General features: G+C 38.8%; 18 protein-coding genes. 14 read left to right on the top strand and 4 right to left on the bottom strand.

The annotated features are described in order from the left end of the window. Positions 1 to 401 precede the first annotated feature (401 nt). The 4 genes from CU635_RS09210 to CU635_RS09195 all read right to left on the bottom strand — a co-directional run bounded on the left by CU635_RS09210 (position 402) and on the right by CU635_RS09195 (position 2,487). Positions 402 to 869, bottom strand: coding sequence for a hypothetical protein (locus CU635_RS09210; RefSeq protein WP_101577077.1), 468 nt, complete (start codon positions 867 to 869; stop codon positions 402 to 404). Further along, a complete protein-coding gene (locus CU635_RS09205; protein ID WP_101577076.1) occupies positions 835 to 1,146 on the bottom strand; it encodes a hypothetical protein in 312 nt (103 codons plus the stop codon). The genes CU635_RS09210 and CU635_RS09205 overlap by 35 nt, the downstream gene beginning before the upstream one ends. Before the next feature lie 670 nt (positions 1,147 to 1,816). After that, entirely contained in the window at positions 1,817 to 2,146 is a 330-nt protein-coding gene (locus tag CU635_RS09200; RefSeq protein WP_101577075.1) for a helix-turn-helix domain-containing protein, read from the bottom strand. A gap of 98 nt (positions 2,147 to 2,244) precedes the next feature. Continuing rightward, positions 2,245 to 2,487 carry a Rossmann-fold NAD(P)-binding domain-containing protein gene (locus tag CU635_RS09195; protein ID WP_101577074.1) on the bottom strand — a complete coding sequence of 81 codons (243 nt, stop codon included), beginning with the start codon at positions 2,485 to 2,487 and terminating at the stop codon, positions 2,245 to 2,247. Between the two features lie 291 nt (positions 2,488 to 2,778). On the opposite strand from CU635_RS09195, the gene CU635_RS09190 reads away from it, so the two are divergent. The 14 genes from CU635_RS09190 (at position 2,779) to essB (ending at position 18,018) form a co-directional block, all read left to right on the top strand. Further along, complete coding sequence (locus CU635_RS09190) at positions 2,779 to 4,059, top strand: Rieske 2Fe-2S domain-containing protein (RefSeq protein ID WP_101577073.1); 1,281 nt, start codon at positions 2,779 to 2,781, stop codon at positions 4,057 to 4,059. Between the two features lie 27 nt (positions 4,060 to 4,086). Continuing rightward, positions 4,087 to 5,178, top strand: coding sequence for a zinc-dependent alcohol dehydrogenase (locus tag CU635_RS09185; RefSeq protein ID WP_101577072.1), 1,092 nt, complete (start codon positions 4,087 to 4,089; stop codon positions 5,176 to 5,178). 171 nt (positions 5,179 to 5,349) lie between these two features. Next, the gene (locus CU635_RS09180) at positions 5,350 to 6,375 is read left to right on the top strand and encodes a TRAP transporter substrate-binding protein (RefSeq protein ID WP_180955703.1); all 1,026 of its coding nucleotides are present in this window, start codon (positions 5,350 to 5,352) and stop codon (positions 6,373 to 6,375) included. Between the two features lie 11 nt (positions 6,376 to 6,386). Continuing rightward, a complete protein-coding gene (locus CU635_RS09175; RefSeq protein WP_101577070.1) occupies positions 6,387 to 6,944 on the top strand; it encodes a TRAP transporter small permease in 558 nt (185 codons plus the stop codon). Next, complete coding sequence (locus CU635_RS09170; protein ID WP_101577069.1) at positions 6,945 to 8,219, top strand: TRAP transporter large permease; 1,275 nt, start codon at positions 6,945 to 6,947, stop codon at positions 8,217 to 8,219. 359 nt (positions 8,220 to 8,578) lie between these two features. After that, a complete protein-coding gene (locus CU635_RS09165; protein WP_101577068.1) occupies positions 8,579 to 10,009 on the top strand; it encodes a hypothetical protein in 1,431 nt (476 codons plus the stop codon). Positions 10,010 to 10,030: 21 nt separating this feature from the next. Then, positions 10,031 to 11,437 (top strand): hypothetical protein, encoded by a 1,407-nt coding sequence (locus tag CU635_RS09160; protein ID WP_101577067.1) that lies wholly within the window; start codon positions 10,031 to 10,033, stop codon positions 11,435 to 11,437. Positions 11,438 to 11,507: 70 nt separating this feature from the next. Next, positions 11,508 to 12,404 carry a LysR family transcriptional regulator gene (locus CU635_RS09155; RefSeq protein ID WP_180956560.1) on the top strand — a complete coding sequence of 299 codons (897 nt, stop codon included), beginning with the start codon at positions 11,508 to 11,510 and terminating at the stop codon, positions 12,402 to 12,404. Between the two features lie 390 nt (positions 12,405 to 12,794). Next, the gene (locus CU635_RS09150) at positions 12,795 to 13,394 is read left to right on the top strand and encodes a hypothetical protein (RefSeq protein ID WP_125927825.1); all 600 of its coding nucleotides are present in this window, start codon (positions 12,795 to 12,797) and stop codon (positions 13,392 to 13,394) included. Between the two features lie 21 nt (positions 13,395 to 13,415). Further along, entirely contained in the window at positions 13,416 to 15,428 is a 2,013-nt protein-coding gene (locus CU635_RS09145) for a DUF6792 domain-containing protein (protein ID WP_101577064.1), read from the top strand. 13 nt (positions 15,429 to 15,441) lie between these two features. Beyond that, positions 15,442 to 15,774, top strand: coding sequence for a hypothetical protein (locus CU635_RS09140; RefSeq protein ID WP_101577063.1), 333 nt, complete (start codon positions 15,442 to 15,444; stop codon positions 15,772 to 15,774). Positions 15,775 to 15,983: 209 nt separating this feature from the next. Beyond that, positions 15,984 to 16,277 carry a WXG100 family type VII secretion target gene (locus CU635_RS09135; RefSeq protein WP_101577062.1) on the top strand — a complete coding sequence of 98 codons (294 nt, stop codon included), beginning with the start codon at positions 15,984 to 15,986 and terminating at the stop codon, positions 16,275 to 16,277. Between the two features lie 143 nt (positions 16,278 to 16,420). Continuing rightward, positions 16,421 to 16,660: an ESX secretion system protein YukD gene (gene yukD, locus CU635_RS09130; protein ID WP_101577061.1), complete on the top strand. Its 240-nt coding sequence runs from the start codon at positions 16,421 to 16,423 to the stop codon at positions 16,658 to 16,660. A gap of 14 nt (positions 16,661 to 16,674) precedes the next feature. Then, on the top strand, positions 16,675 to 18,018 hold the full coding sequence (essB, locus tag CU635_RS09125; protein ID WP_101577060.1) for a type VII secretion protein EssB: 1,344 nt from the start codon (positions 16,675 to 16,677) through the stop codon (positions 18,016 to 18,018). The last annotated feature ends 18 nt before the right edge of the window (positions 18,019 to 18,036 follow it).

The raw sequence follows: 18,036 nt of genomic DNA, 5'->3' as shown, positions 1-18,036 counted from the left end.
CGACAGAAGACTCCCACCTCAAGGAATGGGAAGGGCGAAGCCCAATGAATAGGTGGGAGATGAATGTCGGTTGGCGATAGCCAAAGTTGTTGAAAAAACGAACAAATGTACTATATATACTCGTAAGCTGTTCTTTGAAAACTGAAGATAGGGAGTTCTAGCAGGAAAAACGTCTGCTAGGTAAAACCTTCAACGTTCTAATTCGTATCCACACGTACCGAAGTTGCGAAAACCAAGCTAAAGTAGAACGTGTGGCAAGCCAACGTACAAGATAATTAAGCAATCACCGTCGGGACGACGGGTAGAGCCTCTAAAAAACTGGTGGATACACTGGTGTTCGCAGGAATCCCCCACTTCAAATTTTCGTTAGAAAAATAAGTGGTGGGTAGTTCAAGAGATTCTTAGATTTTATCGGTACCATTTAAAGGCTTGTAAAGAATTTGACAGCTGTTCCCAATCTCCGCTGGTATAGTTTTAAACACGGAGGTCTCAGCATATATTGTCTGGATCGGCATATTGACAGTATCTACAGGCACATAAAAGTCGAAATACTTTGTGAGCAAAACTTGTGACTTAAAACTGGTCGCCTCCAGAAAGCAGCCTTTAAACCCGTTCATTTCCGCCTTGTCCAACGACATTTGGATTAGCTGGTTGGCAATCTGTTTTCTATTATCTTCTGTACGGACACCGAGCATAAATGCATGCAAATACTCATCTTTTTTCGGCATTCTTCCCAATCTCTGTACAAGGGTTTCAATAAACCTCGAATCTAAATCGCCAAGCAATTCGATAATCCGGTTAAAAGGCTCAAAGCTTCCTTCAAAAACAGGCGCTTCAGTTTCCTGCAGGATCAAAAATTTCGCAAGCATAAACACCGATTACCATACCGGTTTTATCATCGGTTGCAATAAAACAATATCCCTGCTCGACAACATGGTTAAGATAGTCGAGAACGAAATTTTCAAAGTCATCTTTTAAAATATGCCTTGTATAACACATCGGCTCCCTGATGATGCTAGCGCCTAGTTTTACGCCAGTAAAGGTGTCAGCAAGACACGCAGCCGCCTCCTTAAACAGACTATCATCTGACTGTGTTAAAACTTGATAAGAAACAGTCGCGTCTTTATATGGCAATTCAATAGTCATATCCGTGTCTACATCCCCTTATTTTCAAATGATCGGTATTGTAAAATTATACTTTATCTGCTTCCGCAAATGAATTGCTGATTCTAAACTTATAGAAATTTACTAAATCAAAAGAAAATTAAAGAATAATCTGGTAAAAAAGTTCTGTTTTTAATTCCAACCTGAATATAGATGAAACCATATGGGACATATCAGGTAGTAAGGGAATGAGTAATTTTCGAAAATCTCGAAAGGGGATATTGACTTTGAAAAGATGTAAGCAGTTTGGAATGATTATTATCATGCTTATTATCGTGGGATGTGGAAAATTATTTTAAATCTAAAAAGAGTGAAGAGGCTGTTAGATTTTCATCCAGTGCTTTTTGTACAGATGAAAAAGAGAGGTTCGATGGAAGTCGAGGCGCAATTGAATGCTAATAATATCCGTGGATTTTTTTAGAATAACTTAACATTATAGACTGATTGAAATATCAATAGTAACGATTTCGGTTCTTGTTTTTAAACGTAAATCTTGTCAATATTGTCTTGCGTAAAGTCCTCACCCTGAAATGTAAGGATCACTTTGCCAGGCATGTACAATGCAGCAGGTTTGCAGTTACAACACGGGATAGAATATGTACTGGGTATCGTCATGTACCTGTTAAATCTGAACAATGTGATCCTTCCCGAGCTACAAATTGAGGATTTCATCAACCTCAGTGACAAGTTTTTGCCGGGTTTGCATTGATTCTTGGTAGATTTCAAGATTCGAGGTCATAATGGAGTTTAATTGAAGAATCGATAGACCCAACCGATATTTTCTAGTATCTGCATCTTTTAGCACAAAGCCCTGTCTTGCGAGAGTCGACAGGAGCCGGCTTACCGTACTTTTAGATAAGCCCAGGGAAGCGGCTAAATCCGTTACTTTTTTCTCTGGTTCGTCTTTGGAAAAACTTTTTAAAAGACGAAGGGCGTTATTAACCGAAGAAAGCTGATAATCAGATTTTCCTTCCGATTTCACTGCTTATAAACCCTCTTTCTATTTCTAATCTTTGGTGTAATTCTTTCTCTAAATTGTTCTTATAACTCAGCAGGAACATAGCAGGAAGCCTTCATCTGTCACCAAACTTGAGCAACCTCAGCCTGTTCCGCTGCCTCCCAAACAGGGTATACATTGAAGCCATCATTTACTGCCTGTCCCCAATATTCATCTCCTACTCGCAGTCCTATCAACACTTTTATACCATTATCTCTTAATAATTTGGCTCTCTGTTGACCACCGTTAGATCGGTATCCCAGTATAGCCACGGTTTTATTTTTGTAATAGGATATGATCATTTCGTCATTATATTTTTGAATCATAACTTACTGTCCTCCTCTAAATAGTATTTATAAACTCAGTTTAATTCTATATTTCTGAATATTCAAATGAAAAAATTCTATATCGCTATTGAAAATCTTAATATTCGTTAAAAAACGCAACGAGAAGATAACTCAGTATCTTTCAGATTTTTCCGCGGGAGATGAAAATAGTTTTTTACGGTATAGAAGTTTTAAATAGTGTTTATTAAAAAAATCAATTTGAAAATAAAGAATTTGCAAAATATACTGATAATAATCTTGACTCACAAAAAGGTAGGGGGTTACTTCAAAATGCTATCTAAAGCTGATAACTATTTGTTAACGCGTACTGGCACTGATACTGACATGGGAAAATATTTTAGAAGACATTGGATTCCAGCTCTTCTCTCAGAAGAACTACCAGAAAATGATTGTCCGCCTGTCCGAGTAAAATTGTTAAGTGAAGAATTGATTGCATTCCGGGACTCAGATGGAAATATTGGCTTGATCGATGAATATTGTCCACATCGCAGAGTATCCCTGTTTTATGGCCGGAATGAGCAATGTGGCTTGCGGTGTGTTTATCATGGTTGGCAGTTCGATACCAATGGGAATTGTGTGGATATGCCATCAGAACCAAAGGATAGTATTTTTAAGGACAGGATTAAAATTAAATCCTATCCTTGCGAGGAAATTGCCGGGGTCATTTGGACATACATGGGACCACCAGAACATAAACCAGCATTACCGGAACAAGAATGGATGCTGGTGCCTGATAGTCATCGGTTTGTATCCAAAAAAATTCAGGAGTGTAACTATTTTCAAGCATTAGAAGGTGGAATAGATTCAAGTCATGTATCCATCCTTCACTCTGGTTCAGTGGGTGGATTAGGTGTTTCAAAAAAAAGTAATAGTCCACATTTACTGGCCAAAGACACTTCACCTAAATTTGAAGTGGTGGACACTGAATACGGTATGCTTATAGGCGCCAGGAGAAATGCTGATGACGAACACTATTATTGGAGAATTACTCAGTTTCTTATGCCATGGTATACAATGATTCCACCTTTTGCAGGAGCACCTCGGGGAGGCCATGCCTGGGTTCCAATTGATGATGAAAATTGTATGACGTGGAGCTGGAGCTGGACAACTGATCGTCCTTTGGAGCAAGAAGAAATTGAGCAGATGAAAGCGGGAGAAGGTATACATGCTGAACTTATTCCTGGTACTTTCCGTCCGGTGGCAAACAAAGATAATGGATACTTACTAGATAGAGAGTTACAAAAAAGTGGAAAATCGTTTATCGGAATCAAAGGGGTCGGAATGGAAGATCAAGCAATACAAGAAAGTGCTGGGTCTATTACAGATCGTTCATTGGAAAAACTGGGAACCAGCGATACTGCAATCATAAAAGCACGAAGAAGATTGCTGAATGCTGTAAAACAATTAAATGAGAATGAAATAGTAGAGGCACTGGATCCAAAACAGCATCATATTCGCTCAGCATCTGTATTGCTTCCCAAGGGGTTGCCATTCCAGGAAGGTGCTAAAGAACAAATGAAATTAACCACACAGGAAGTCGAAATTGTTTAGAAAACTTTAAATAGACTAGGAGTTATTATGATTGAAAAATCTCTGGCAGCAGTAGCTGTTGATAAAAACAAAACGGCACTTATGGAAATCCAAATTCCAACCCTTTCCGATAACGATGGGATACTGAGAGTTGAAATTGTTGGAGTTTGCGGCACGGATGTTTCTTACTATAACCACGAGTTGGAGCCGAAAATTCTCGGGCATCATGTTGTGGGATATATCGAAGAAATAGGGGAACTCGCTTCAAAAAATTGGGGTGTAAAAAAGGGAGACAGGGTTGTCATGGAAGAATACATTCCCTGTGGCCAGTGTGAGCATTGTAGAACAGGAGAATACCGAGCCTGTCTCGCAACAGATCCCAAGTATAGAGGTATACGATATGGAGCGACGCCTCTTTCAGAAAATCCATCTCTGTATGGAGGATTTTCACAGTATATGTATCTGCATCCCAATGCTGTTTTTCATAAAATGCCTGAGCATGTCCCAGCAGAGGAAGCAGCAATAACATTACCGCTGGCAAATGGATTTGAGTGGATGTGTATTGAAGGAGGGGCAGGACCCGGCAAAGTGGTGCTCATCCAGGGACCTGGCCAGCAAGGGCTTGCATGTGCTTTAGCCGCTAAATATGTTGGAGCTGAAGTCATTGTTACAGGGAGGAGAACAAGTGCCCATCGGTTAGAGTTGGCAAAAGAATTGGGGATTGACCATACAATTAATATTCAAACGGAAGATATGTATCAAACTGTAGATGCGATCACCGGGGGGAAAATGGTTGATATTGTTCTTGATGTAACATCAGGTGGAACAGAGCCTATTAGACAAGCTATTTCAGTAGCAAATAAGAATGCGAAAATTATTTTAGGGGCCTATAAATATCAAGTGCTTTCAGGTTTGGAGATTGATGAGGTGATCCATAAAACCCTTACTATAAAGGGGGTTAGAGGCCATAGTTATAAATCTGTAAGCATGGCAAGAGATTGCATAGCGTCAAATAAGTTCCCTCTTTGCCTGTTAAACTCTCATAACTATCCATTGGATCAAACAGATCAGGCTTTAAAGACTGCTGGAGGAGTTGGCGAACCGAAGCCTTTGCTTGTTACTGTTTCCCCTTGGCTTTGAAAAACTGGAGAGCAATGAGCATTCTTCTGATGGTAGAAGGATGTTCCTCTTAACAGACATACCATCGTTTATAGAGCAAAAAATGGTTGTAAAAGAGTTATGCAAGCACGAAATTGTAAGCGTTTCCTTATGGTTATAACCACTTTAAAAAATGATTAAATGGAGGAACACATGAAAAAAATTAAAGTGAATATCTTCCTTTCATTCTTATTACTGACGAGCATCATTACAACTGCATGTGGCGCAGGCAGTAGTCAAGACACTAAAGTACAATCTGCCGGCCAAGGTGAACATCATTTTAAACTTACAACAATAGTTGCACCAACGCACTCATGGACGAAAACAGCTGAAAAGTTCAAAGAGGAACTTGAAACACGGTCGGATGGACGAATGAAACTAGAAATTTTCCCTGCCAGCCAGCTTGGGCCTGAGGCCGATATGATCCAACAAATGATTTCTGGATCAGTTGATTTTGGCTACATAACCACCGCATATCTAGCTTCCAGAAATAAAGAGCTGAATGCTTGGTTAATGCCGTTTCTCTTCGAAGATATTGGTGATGCAAACAAAATGAGAGATACGGAAGCAGCAAACCAGTTGTTAGATTTATTTAGTGAGCAGGGCCTGGTCGGCATGGATTGGCTATTTACCGGGAGCCACAGTATTTTAATGAATTCGGGCGTTATGGACTCACCTGAGAAATTCAAAGGGAAAAAGATTAGGGCGCCAGGGTCTGAGGTCATTAACGATTTTTATAATGCATTGGGTGCTAGTCCAGTTCCAATGCCACTGCCTGAAGTATACCAGGGACTTCAAACCGGGGTAGTGGATGGAGTTAATGCAAGTGCAGATTCGGCGTATTCACAAAAGTTTTATGAGGTAGGCGAAGATTTTACTCTGCTAAACCAATTTGCGTTTAATGCGGCTGTACTTATGAGTAAAGCTAAGTTTGATAGTTTATCTAAAGACGATCAAAACATTGTTGAAGAAGCGATGAAAGTCGCAATTGATTATGGAAATGAATTAGCGATCCAGGAAACAGTGGAGAACCTGGAATTATTAAAAAAAGAGGGGCTTAACATTCACAAACCATCCAGTCTAAAAGCATTTCAGGATGTAACGGAACAAATTTATAAAAAATACTCAGATAAAAGCCCGTTAACAAAAGAGTTTATAGAAGAAGCCAAATCCAGCTGAGGAGGTAAACCATGAAGATATTTTCTGAAATAAATAACCTTATTTATGAAATAGAAAAAATTCTCGTTATTGTCTTACTCTCAACCGTTCTTATTTCACTAACAAGCGGGGTGTTTTTTCGTTATTTTTTCAACAATCCACTCCATTGGACGGAAGAGACGTCCGTTTTTGCATTAGCTTGGGTAACATTTGTTGGCGGCAGTATGACATTGAAAGGGAAGCAATCTGCTGCTGTAAGTATTATCGTGGAAAAATTCACAGGACATGCCTATAACGCACTCGTTTTGATCTGTAACCTGACTGTGTTTTTATTTTGTGCCTGCATGGTGTTCATTTCAATAAGGTGGGTTGCGTCTCCTTTCATACTGTTTGAAAAATCAATTGCCATACAAATGCCCATGATTGTCGCCTATTTGAGTGTTCCTGTTGGTTTTTCATTTATGACTATTCATTCATTAGAGATTTTGTTGCATGACGTTGTGGATGGTGTGAAAAATGTGAGGTCATCGGGCCAGAACGAAGTGATTAGAGGTAGTAGGAAAAATATGACAAAGAAGGTGGTGGGGTAAGTGACCGTTTTCTTCTCCTTTTTCAGCTTGTTATTCCTTAGAGTTCCTATTTTCATCGTCCTTGGCGCCACAAGTATCATTTATATCTTTTCAACAGGGAATAATGGGTTATTTGATAGTGTGCCCCAAAGACTGTTTTCAGGAGTGGATAACTTTAGCCTACTGGCCATTCCGTTATTTATGCTGGCTGGAGAATTAATGAACTATGGAGGGATAACCTCGAGACTTATTAATTTTGCCAAGGCCATTGTTGGCCATTATAAAGGTGGATTAGCCTATGTAAATGTAGTAGCAAACACTTTTTTAGCTTCCATTTTGGGTTCTTCCTTAGCACAAACGGCGATGATGAGCCGTGTAATGGTACCGGCGATGGAAAAGGAAGGATACCAAAGGGAATTTAGCACAGCTACTACTGCTGCTGCGGCGATGTTGGGACCAATCATTCCGCCAAGCATGATTTTCATCATTTACAGTATTCATGCTGAAACCTCTATAGGAAGAATGTTCATAGCCGGCATCATGCCAGGCATCCTCTTGGCACTTTCGTTTATATTATTTATCATCTATTATGGCCACCGGCATAATTTACCTAAGTCAGATAAGCAAAGCCTTAAGCAAATCAGGGCTTCTTTCTATCAAGTGATCCCAGCATTGTCTGTCCCTGTCATTATCATCGTTGGCATTCTAAGCGGCATCTTTACAGCTACTGAATCTGCAGCAATTGCATGCTTAATTGCCATTCTTGCTGGTGCTTTATTCTACCGAGAGCTCAAGTTGAAGGAACTTCCCAAGATCCTGATAAATACAGCGACGACAACGGCTACTGTGACATTGTTAATCGTCACAGCCAAATTATTTGGATTAGTGCTTACCTTTGAAAGGATTCCGCAGTTAATAACAGAGTGGATGGTTACGTTAACGGATAGCCCGCTTGTATTTTTATTGATCGTTAACCTATTCTTATTGCTGGTTGGGATGTTTCTTGATGGCATTGCATCGTTAATATTACTTTCACCGATTTTGATTCCTGTTGCCATGGCGTTTAATATTGATCCGATCCATCTAGGCGTGGTTATGTGTCTTAACATCGTAATTGGTAGTTTAACTCCGCCAGTTGGGGCGGGATTGTTTGTTGCATCATCCATTGCAGAAGTGAAGTTAGAAACGCTGGTAAAAGCAATCTGGCCATTTTTAGCTGTATCATTGGTTGTATTGGCATTGATCACATACTTTCCACAACTTATATTGTGGTTGCCTAATATGGTCTCGCTGTAGTTAATTAAGATGATAAAGATTTTTGCCAGTGTGTGCGAATCCATCTTCTTGGTGTCTTCGGTGTTTTGTAATACAGAAGATAATATTAGCAAAGAAAACGACCAAACTTCGGTCGTTCTTTGCTATTGAAGAACATCCGAATATAAAACGCTGGTAAAGGACCTGCCCATAATGTCTATTGAGTTGTGTTACAACGTCCATCGCCTGGAAAAATAGCTGTGGGCTATGACAAGTAAGTTGTTAGATCGTACTTTGGAATACGGTAAAGTTTTAAAATGATTTATGATACCCTCATAAATCATTTTATTTATGGCTGAAACAAGTTAAGAGATTTCACTATTACAGAGGTGATGGCACGAATGCTCCAGGTTGGGATGGCAAAAGAAAGTGTTTCGAAATTGGATATGGGTGTGATCTTAAATCTTGCTAGATCGATTGTTTTTAACTGTCTTTTTATCTTCTATATTATTCAATTGGTGTTACCTATCAAATACTCGGACTATATTTTAAGCATTTGCAGTTTTTTCGCGTTAATCCTTTCTCTTCAGGGTATCCAAGTTTTTTATCAAATCATTGTCGTAATTTCCCTATCGTTTTCGTTCATTGTGATGTATTTGAACGATCTGTTTACATGGAACGCATTAACCTACTTTTCAGGAATGACCAATATTCTGGTTCTGTTAGCTTATGCTTCTTTATTGTCCATTCCCGTTTTACTGGGCGAATATCCACAAAAAATATATCGCTTCTTTAGAAGCAGAATCACTTCCTTTAAAAGCTTGTATGCAACCTTTTCAATCGTGACGTTTATTTTATGTTCTGTGATGACAGCTCCTGCCATTCCAACTATCCAGGCATCTTTATCAGAGTTTCTGAAAAAGCTGCCAGCCTCATTTATTAATAAATTTCAATCCATCACATATGTAAGACCTTTTATAATGACTCTTTTTTGGACACCGGTAGCTGCTGCGCCGACCATTGCCATCACCGGCACCGGGGCAAAGGCATCGATTATTTTACCGCTTACTTTTACTATAGCCATCTTATTTCTGTTATTAGATATCCAGTCAAGCTTTAGACGTTTAAAAGGAGAAGTGAATGAACATTTATTAGTTGAAGAAAATGACCATGAAATTTTGTCTGCAAAGGCCAAAATGAGTCTTATTTATTTTCTGCTGCATATTGTTATTTTTATTGTCATAATTTTGAGCTTAAGCCATTGGCTAACATTTTCAATGCTGGACGCTGTTGTATTGATGATTATTCCATATTCGTTTATTTGGGCCTTGTTCTTACAAAAGGGGAAATCTTACTGCAAAAATATGCAAAAGCGTCTGATTGAGACGGTCCCAAATATATATCCTCAGGTTGCATTGTTTGTCGCTATGTCTGTGTTCATCAATGTGATTGCTCATTCACATATTAACGACTGGATTAACGGTACCGTATATTCCATAAGCATTACGATTGGACCGTTTATTTTATTGGTGATCGGATTTGTCGTTTTCTTAATGACATGGATCGGTATAATCCCTCAATTAGTGGTGGTTTTAGCCACGCAAACATTAAGTTTACAATTTATGAATGTATCGGCTGAATGGCTGGCGTTAGCCATTCTGGGGGGAGCGTTGACTGGATCTGCTTCAAGCCCATTTACAATGAACGCAAACATTGTAGCCGTGACCATTAATGAGAGTCCAATGCAAGTTGTTAAACACAATCTATTTTTTGCACTGATAGTTTTCATTGTAACGTCCTCACTTTCGATTTTAATGCAGATCTATTTTTAGTAGCTAGGAGGAGTGTATGTTTTGGAGAAGATTGAAATGAAACGACAATTATTATCGGATCGTTTACAGTATGCAAGCTCAATTAGAGGAGCTTTATTATTTTTATTGGGCGCGATTTACTTAGTTTATTCGGTTTTAGGAGCAGGAAATGACACCTTAATAGTCAGCGCAGCTGTCATCACCTTTCTTTATTGCTTTTTTTTCATGAATAAAGCTCCAAGGAGGATTACGTTTGTCCTGGTTATAATCGGTCATGTCTTTTATTTTTACTATGGTGGTGCCGTTAGTTACTGGAAGGAAGCGATCTTGCTAAACTTGGCCTTCGTACCCTTATTTTTGTCTGTTCCACTGCTTTCCATTCCGATGCGCTTAGGCGGATATGATGGTACGATTGTAACTATCATTAATAAATGGTCAGACAAACCATTTTTTGTACCAATAATAGTTCTTGGCAGTTCGGCTTTGCTAACTTCATTTATGAATATTGGTGCATTGCGAGTTTCAACCGATCTGTTCAGGCCACTTTTGGAGTCCAGTAGAGGGACCTATACAAAGGCAATTATGCAGGGTTTTTGTTTATCCATTATATTTTCACCCTATATCGCCGGTGTTGCTATAATCCTATTTATACTCGACTTAACACTTATTCCTTTTTTATTTTATGCCCTTATTTTTGTTATTTTGGGTTTTTTTATTTCACTATTTCTCTTTAGAATAGAAGTAAGGTCGCTGCCGACTTGGAACGCAGATGCCAAAACAATCAGCGACGAACCAGAAACCAGGAAAAAGCTTTTGGAGCTAACAATCGGATTCTTAGGTTTATTTGGTTCAATCATTATTTTAGATAGAATTTTCGACTTCAATCTAATCATCATCGTCAGCCTCATTGCGATTGTGTCTTCGTTATTATGGTCATCTTTAATAAGGAAAAAGGATGAGATGAAATCTGAGTTGAAAAATTACCGGAAAAATATTCTGCCCAATGTCCATAATGAATCATTGATGATCATTACAGCTTCTTTTTTCTCTCACATGTTTCAACTATCACCTTTTCCGCAATACATATTATCAATCTTTGTTTTTTTTACAAACCATTCCCAAGTTTTTGTCATTTTAATGATTCTCTCTTCAATCGTGCTTTTTTCACTATTAGGAGTACATCAAATTGTAACCGTCTCCATTATGGCTAATTCCATTGATCCAAATAGTCTCGATTTAAGCTCCATTATGTTCGCGATCACCTTAACAATTGGATGGGCAATGGGAACCCTGCTATCTCCGGTGTCTGCATTAAATATCATTGGCACAAATCTTCTGAATGTAAGGTACCAAGATTTATTAAAGTGGAATTGGCAATTTGCCATCATAATGATGATAATCACTTCAATAATGATAACCTTAATAAATTACATCATCCTTGCTCTTTAATCACAAACCAGCTTTAGGGGCTGTTATACTTTTATAAAGATAACGCCAAAGTATATATTGGGGGTTTATGATGGAACTTAAAAATATTGAAGCCTTTTTAATGATTGTCGAGAAAGGCAGTTTTTCAGAGGCGGCAGAGGAATTGAATATAACCCAACCAACGATTAGTGTTCGAATCAAACAGTTGGAAAGTGAATTTAACACAATCCTGTTTAAACGAACTAATGGAAAAAAAATCACCTTAACCGATATGGGACAAGAGGTTTATGGTTATCTTCAAGATGCTTTTACCTTGATAAAAAAAGCTGAACAAAAGTTAAAAAGTGGTTCTAAAATTGATAATAATATCACAATATCTTCCCCCAACCATATGGGGGTAAATATAATGCCAGAATTACTGAAGGTGCTGTATAAATCCTATCCGAATGTGGATTTTAAAATAAAAATTGAAGAAACAAAGGATACAATAGAGTTGATCAAGAATGGAGAAATAAAGTTTGGCCTTGGCTACATTTATTCGGAAAAAGAATTAGACTCTCAAAATCTTATATTTGTAAAAGTTACGGATGAAGAGAATGTGCTTGTTTGCAGTCCAGCTCACCATTTGGCAAATAAAGGGGTGGTGACCATCGAAGAACTAAAAGAAGAGAGAATTATTATATACAATCGAAATTTTTTTGTAACCCGCTCTATTGAAAATTACCTTCAGGATCTAGGGATCAAAACGAACAAATCTCTTGAAATTAACAATGTAGGTTGGATAAAGATGATGGTCAGAAAGGGGGTTGGATTGACCATTCTCCAAAAAATGATTGTCGAAGATGAGTTAAAGAGCGGTAATCTAGTACAACTGGATTTGCCCACGTCAATACCAGAAACACCCATTTATCTCATTTTTAATCCTGAGACTTCCACAGAATTAATGGAAATTGTCACTGAAACCATAAGACGAATCTTGGTAAAATAAAGTTTAGCGATGACAAGTTGATAGTTGCTGTTGAGACTTCATGATCCGGAGTAATCGAAGCTGTTATTTTATGCATTTGCTATTAGTCAGTCACTATCTCCCTCTCCTCACACATCGGTATCGGCCAAATTCTACTTTATCCACCGCCGCGATTAATTGCTGGTGCTAAAGTTGTAAAAATCCATATAAAATTTCCGAAAAATAATGAATAATCTGGTAGGAAAGTTGTGTTTTTTAGTTTTTAACATAAATACAGTTGAAACCATGTGGGAATATGTGGTAGTAATGGGATAAGAAACATGGGGAAAATCTCGAAAGGGGATTTTGATTTTGAACAGACTTAAGCAGCTTGGAATCATCATTTTGATGCTTATTATAGGGGGATGCGAAATGAATCAGGAGCCAGACGAAAAGGATCCAAGGGCAGCTGCCAATAACTTGCCTGACACACCTGCATTCAAAGATAAGTTTACAAGAGAATTTATGGATGCACCTGAGGAAGTACAGGATGGTTATTACCTTTTTAAGTCTAAAACTGATGGATATGCTATGTTATTTCCATCAGGTGGACAAATAGCGGAAAAAAGCTTCGAGAAACATGATGAACATGAAGAGCTGATTACTTTTGGAAGCAAAGATGAAGATAAGAATATTTCTTATAGTTTCCAAGTGATATATGAAAATGGGCCCGAAACAGAAAATATCAATGCTAATTTAGATTTATTATCCTCTTTTGCAAATTATACAGGTGAGTATGAAACATTTGAGAACGAGAATGCAATATTTTACTATGCCAAAGACAACTTTGTAACAGATAAAAGAGAGTACCATAATTATTTTAGCTATATTAAATCCAAAAAGAGTGCCAAGGCAGTTAGATTTTCTTCCAGTTCTTTTTGTACAGATGAAAAAAAGAGTTGTGGAGCAAATTCAATGGAAGTAGAAGAACAATTGTTAATGCTAATGAAATCCGTAGATTTTTTAGAATAGCTCAAATTGTGGGTGGAATTAATGAGTGAAAAGGAAATTTTAAATACTGATATTTTGAGGGCACGGATAGCCGAATTAGAATATGGAAAGTCAGAAAAAATAAGTGTTGAGGGTATAAGGAAAATATATATTGAAGAAACCGGAATGGAACCACCCGGAGAAATCACCATATATCACTCTTCTGATACACAAGGAATAGAAGAATTAAAAAGCAATGGAAAAGATTCAGGTTTCGATGGAACAATTATTCATTTTTATAATCCCGCGAAGAATATTAATCGCTCATACACAATAACTAGGGGCAGTGAGACGTTAGAGGATGGCGGTAAAGGTCACCCCCATGATTGGATTTACAACGGATTAGGGATCTTCACTGGAAAGATTAATGAGCAATTTGCAGATGCTAAGCGTTTTGATATGATGGTGACTCAAAAAATCACAGAAAAAGTAGAAAAAGAAACGCAAGAATTAAGATTGCAAAAGTCAGCTATTGGGCACTCACTCGGTGGGAATTTAGTCCAAATGCTACAGTTAACGACAAATTCGTTTGATAATGTGTATGCATTAAATGATGCACCTCCAAGTGCATATCAACTCGCACTTGTAGATAGTTACTTTCGGTTTAGTTTAGCAGACAAATTTAACAGAGATCCAGAAAACTTTGATGAACTCTACACCATCCCACCCGCAGAACTAAAATCATTCGCAGAAGAATACTATAAAGAAAAAGGAGCCAACATCCACCATCTAACAGCCCAAGAGGACGTGTTATACGGAGTGTCCGGCGTACGAGGCTTTCTGGACCTGGGCGACCGAACATTCGTTGACACCGATCCTGGCTTCGCTGGGCTTCGCGGAACCTTTGCCAACCTTTCTGATAAGGACCTGCAGGTGCTTCAAATGTTCCTGGCGACAATGGCGCCTTATTATCAGGAGAATGGAATGGATGGGTTAATGAGAGGCTTAATCGGAGTCGATCAGGAGTTTTATACTTTGCTTGATACGATTGAAGCTGAGTGGGGGAAGCTGATGGATGGACCTGACTGGAGCAGTGTTGATGTCAATATCGCTGTGCCTGCTGGAGGATTTCCTTCTCGCGTTGTAAATGTAACTGTGCCACTGCCGATTCCCGAATTCCCGACAGAACTTGTTTATGCACTTGGACAATTGGGACTGAGAGTAGAGGAAATCGGCAAAAGGCTGGCAAAGTTAAGTGAAAATTTACCGGCACTCATTAACATGGCTGCAGGAGTTACTTTAATCATTAGATATGAGATTGCATCTTATTTAAACGAAATAGAGGGTCATATTCATAACATAACGAAATCGATTGGCAGCTTAGGGGATTTACTGATAAAAGATCTTTTTGACCCGGGTATTGCTGATTATGAGAAGTATGTGATCGGTATTTTGGACGTAGCAGCCACTATCATGCAAGAAACCGCCAATATCAAAGACAAATTCAAGAAGATTTTTGACGGCTCAATAGAGTTTATAGACGGTTTTGGGAAGGCTGCAGAAGCGCATGGAGTGGCTCATGTCGCCAGTTCTCTTGCCGCGCAGGACGGGAAGCGTTATGTAGGAAATGATATGTATCGCTTTAAAGTCACGTCGGAAGGCCAGAGAATCGAAGTAAATCTCTCTTCGGCTGTGAGAATCTATCAAATTGGCATCGATAAATATCAGGATAAAGCCGACATGCTCAACAAACTGAAAGAAAGCTATCATCGTCAGTATTTGGACGATTTTCAAACTCGGAAAAGCCGTTTGATCGGCGCCATTAATGATATGGAAGCCAATCCGCATTCTTACCGGTATCTATTGCCGGGTGGGGACGTAGAAATGAGAGGGATATCTGTCCATGAGTCTATTAACCCTCTGGATGCAATTTTTACAGATACCTTTGAGGATGCCTTTCATTACTTCCAGGCGGAGCAAACAAAGGGGATTGAACAGTTAAGAAGCATCCGATCTTCCATCGAAAAGTTATTTCAGGAGGATAAGAATATTTCGACTATATTTGATTTGCGTTAATAAGGAGGAAATCATGGGGCAACTCACAAAAATTCATCGATTTCAGCCGTATGAGGAATTAAAGGATAAATCATCTATTTTCAAACAGCACCTCGAGGAAATGGGCAGCCTTGGTTATGAGATGTTGACCCTTATCGAAAAAGAACTGAAAGCAAGCTCTGGCACCATCATAGAAGAATCGCTGAAATTACTGGAAAATAACCATAAAGACTTTAAATCAATTATCAATGATCAAATATCCCTCATGGATACATTGGCAAACCGTTATCATGACCATATTAATGAGATGAATAAACAGAGTATTACGATTTATTACGAGGAAAAAGAAACTAAGGTTCCAAGATGATAAGTTGTTTTAGGCTATTGGACTTAGTCGTTGATATAGCAATTTAAAAAAATATGAAAAAATTACTAGTACAAAGGTTTATGATTCTTTTTATAAGGGAATAAAACGGGTATATTTAACTCTTTTTCTATTATTATCAAGTTTACCATTGACCTCTTTGGTCTATATTTTTACAATTGAAGTAAATTAAGGAAAAAGGAGTTGTTCAAATGTCAGGAATTATTCGCGTTACCCCAGCAGAACTTGAAAGCATGGCAGGTCGCTATAGCAGTGAAAGCAATCAGGTAGGAGAACAAATTACCCGTTTAAATGGCATGATTAAGGAATTGGAGGGTGCTTGGGAAGGTGAAGCGAGCAGAGCGTTCAGTGACCAGTATGAGGCATTAAGACCTTCAATTATTCAAATGCAGCAACTGCTTGAGGACATTTCTGTGCAGCTTAGAAACACTGGTAAAGCTCTTGCAGATGCTGACAGCCAAATTGCGAGCCAAATTCGCGGTTAACTTCATCTGATATCAATGAAGTAAAGAGGAGCGCCATTCCAACCAGATGAAGGGCGCTCCTTTATTGTGAAAATTTTATATCAATTGTTAATACAAAGATGATGAACAAGGCACTTCCCGCTTTTCTTTAATGAGGTGAAACTATGTATATCGAATTAACAGTAGACTTAAAGAACTATAAAAAAGATACTTTTGATCTCCGCCTATCCAACTATCACTCTGTTAAAAAAGTGATTGACATTGTTTGGCAGGCTAAATCCATTTCTGAACCGCCACGTGAAGGATATTGGGTACGCATTCCTAATAAGCAGATCGTCCTGTCTGGAACCGATAAGCTGGTAGATTGTGGCATCACTACTGGAGACCGTCTCGAAATATTATAAAGGAGCACATAAACATGTCAGAACAGAATCGAACTTATCTCGAAGAGCAACTCGAAGCGGTCATGAAAAAAGAAAATCATTCTGTTTCGCTGATTTTTCAAAGAGAGAAAATCAAATTGGACAATGCAGTAGAAGTGGACATGCTGAAGGACATCGAGCCGTCGGTCGATAAGAATATTCATTTAACAGAGGATGAACTCCGCCTCGAATTACAGCCACCATCAAACTACATAACCTTTACCAAATTAAAAAATAAAGACGCAAAAAGCAAATGGATTTTTGCTTCGCAACTTTTAAAGAAAATAATGAATCACTCTCTTTCGCGGCTCCATATCATTGTTTGTCCGGAAAACATTGTAATCGATGAGAGTTTAACGCCGTATTTTCTTCATTACGGAGTGAAGGAAAGCCTTCCGCCATATGAAAAAGATCAAGAGAGGCTCTGGCAGGAAATCAAAGCTACCGTTTCAGCAGCTGTTGATGGAAAGTTTTCATTCGAGAAATATTTAAGATTCCATGAAACCCTTGAACTTTCACCCACTGCTGCGAAAGTGATGGCTGCCCAGTCAGAAGAAAAACTGTTGGATATAATCCGGGAAAACATCACACTCATTGAGCGAATGGAGAAAGACTTCGTCCGCGTCACACGAAAAAAATGGAACATTACTCGGTATGCAGCTTTGGGATTGGTCATTGCGTTATTGCCTGCTCTTATTTTTAGTGTGTATTCGCTTATTTTTGCCCAGCCCAAACAAGCAGCGTTTATAGACAGCCAGGAGCATTATTTAAAAAACGATTACAGCGAAGTAGTCGGATCTCTGGCCAACTATGATGTGGAAGACATGCCAAGGGTCGTCCAATACCAACTGGCGGGATCTTACATCGTTAGTGAGTCACTTAGTGAAGACCAACGAAAAAATGTCCAAAACACGATAACGCTTCAAGCAGATCCCCAATATTATCAATATTGGATTCATATTGGCAGAGGAAACGCAGTGGCAGCACTGGAAATTGCCCGTTCTCTGGAAGATCGGGATTTGATTGTATTCGGTCTGCTTAAGCATCAGGAAGAAGTGAAAGCGGATGAAGATCTTACCAGCGATGAAAAGCAGAAGACTCTGGACGAGATTAAAGCTGAGCTTGATGAGTACGAGGATGAACGCAAAGCCCTGGAAGAAGAAGAGCGCAGGATGAAAGAAGAACAGACTGAGCAGAAAGCGGAAGATGAGCCTGCTGCACAACAGCAGAGCCAGCAACAACAAAATCAACATCAGCCTAATGAAGAACAGCCAGCACAAGACCCGGCCACGACTCAGCCCGCCGATACAAACCAGGAGTCTTCAACCAATACAAATTGACGGGATTCTACAGGAGGT

The sequence above is a fragment of the Bacillus canaveralius genome (assembly GCF_002860125.1).
Taxonomy (GTDB): Bacteria; Bacillota; Bacilli; order Bacillales; family Cytobacillaceae; genus Bacillus_BJ; species Bacillus_BJ canaveralius.
The sequence above is the reverse complement of the archived record's forward strand: the minus strand, read 5'-3'. Positions and strand labels throughout refer to the sequence as shown.

Coding starts and splice junctions, on each gene's coding strand:
- CU635_RS09185 (WP_101577072.1), top strand. CDS start 4,087: ATGATTGAAAAATCTCTGGCAGCAGTAGCTGTTGATAAAAACAAAACG.
- essB (WP_101577060.1), top strand. CDS start 16,675: ATGTCAGAACAGAATCGAACTTATCTCGAAGAGCAACTCGAAGCGGTC.
- CU635_RS09165 (WP_101577068.1), top strand. CDS start 8,579: ATGCTCCAGGTTGGGATGGCAAAAGAAAGTGTTTCGAAATTGGATATG.
- CU635_RS09190 (WP_101577073.1), top strand. CDS start 2,779: ATGCTATCTAAAGCTGATAACTATTTGTTAACGCGTACTGGCACTGAT.
- CU635_RS09195 (WP_101577074.1), bottom strand. CDS start 2,487: ATGATTCAAAAATATAATGACGAAATGATCATATCCTATTACAAAAAT.
- CU635_RS09205 (WP_101577076.1), bottom strand. CDS start 1,146: ATGACTATTGAATTGCCATATAAAGACGCGACTGTTTCTTATCAAGTT.
- CU635_RS09135 (WP_101577062.1), top strand. CDS start 15,984: ATGTCAGGAATTATTCGCGTTACCCCAGCAGAACTTGAAAGCATGGCA.
- CU635_RS09150 (WP_125927825.1), top strand. CDS start 12,795: ATGAATCAGGAGCCAGACGAAAAGGATCCAAGGGCAGCTGCCAATAAC.
- CU635_RS09180 (WP_180955703.1), top strand. CDS start 5,350: ATGAAAAAAATTAAAGTGAATATCTTCCTTTCATTCTTATTACTGACG.
- yukD (WP_101577061.1), top strand. CDS start 16,421: ATGTATATCGAATTAACAGTAGACTTAAAGAACTATAAAAAAGATACT.
- CU635_RS09140 (WP_101577063.1), top strand. CDS start 15,442: ATGGGGCAACTCACAAAAATTCATCGATTTCAGCCGTATGAGGAATTA.
- CU635_RS09175 (WP_101577070.1), top strand. CDS start 6,387: ATGAAGATATTTTCTGAAATAAATAACCTTATTTATGAAATAGAAAAA.
- CU635_RS09155 (WP_180956560.1), top strand. CDS start 11,508: ATGGAACTTAAAAATATTGAAGCCTTTTTAATGATTGTCGAGAAAGGC.
- CU635_RS09210 (WP_101577077.1), bottom strand. CDS start 869: ATGCTTGCGAAATTTTTGATCCTGCAGGAAACTGAAGCGCCTGTTTTT.
- CU635_RS09145 (WP_101577064.1), top strand. CDS start 13,416: ATGAGTGAAAAGGAAATTTTAAATACTGATATTTTGAGGGCACGGATA.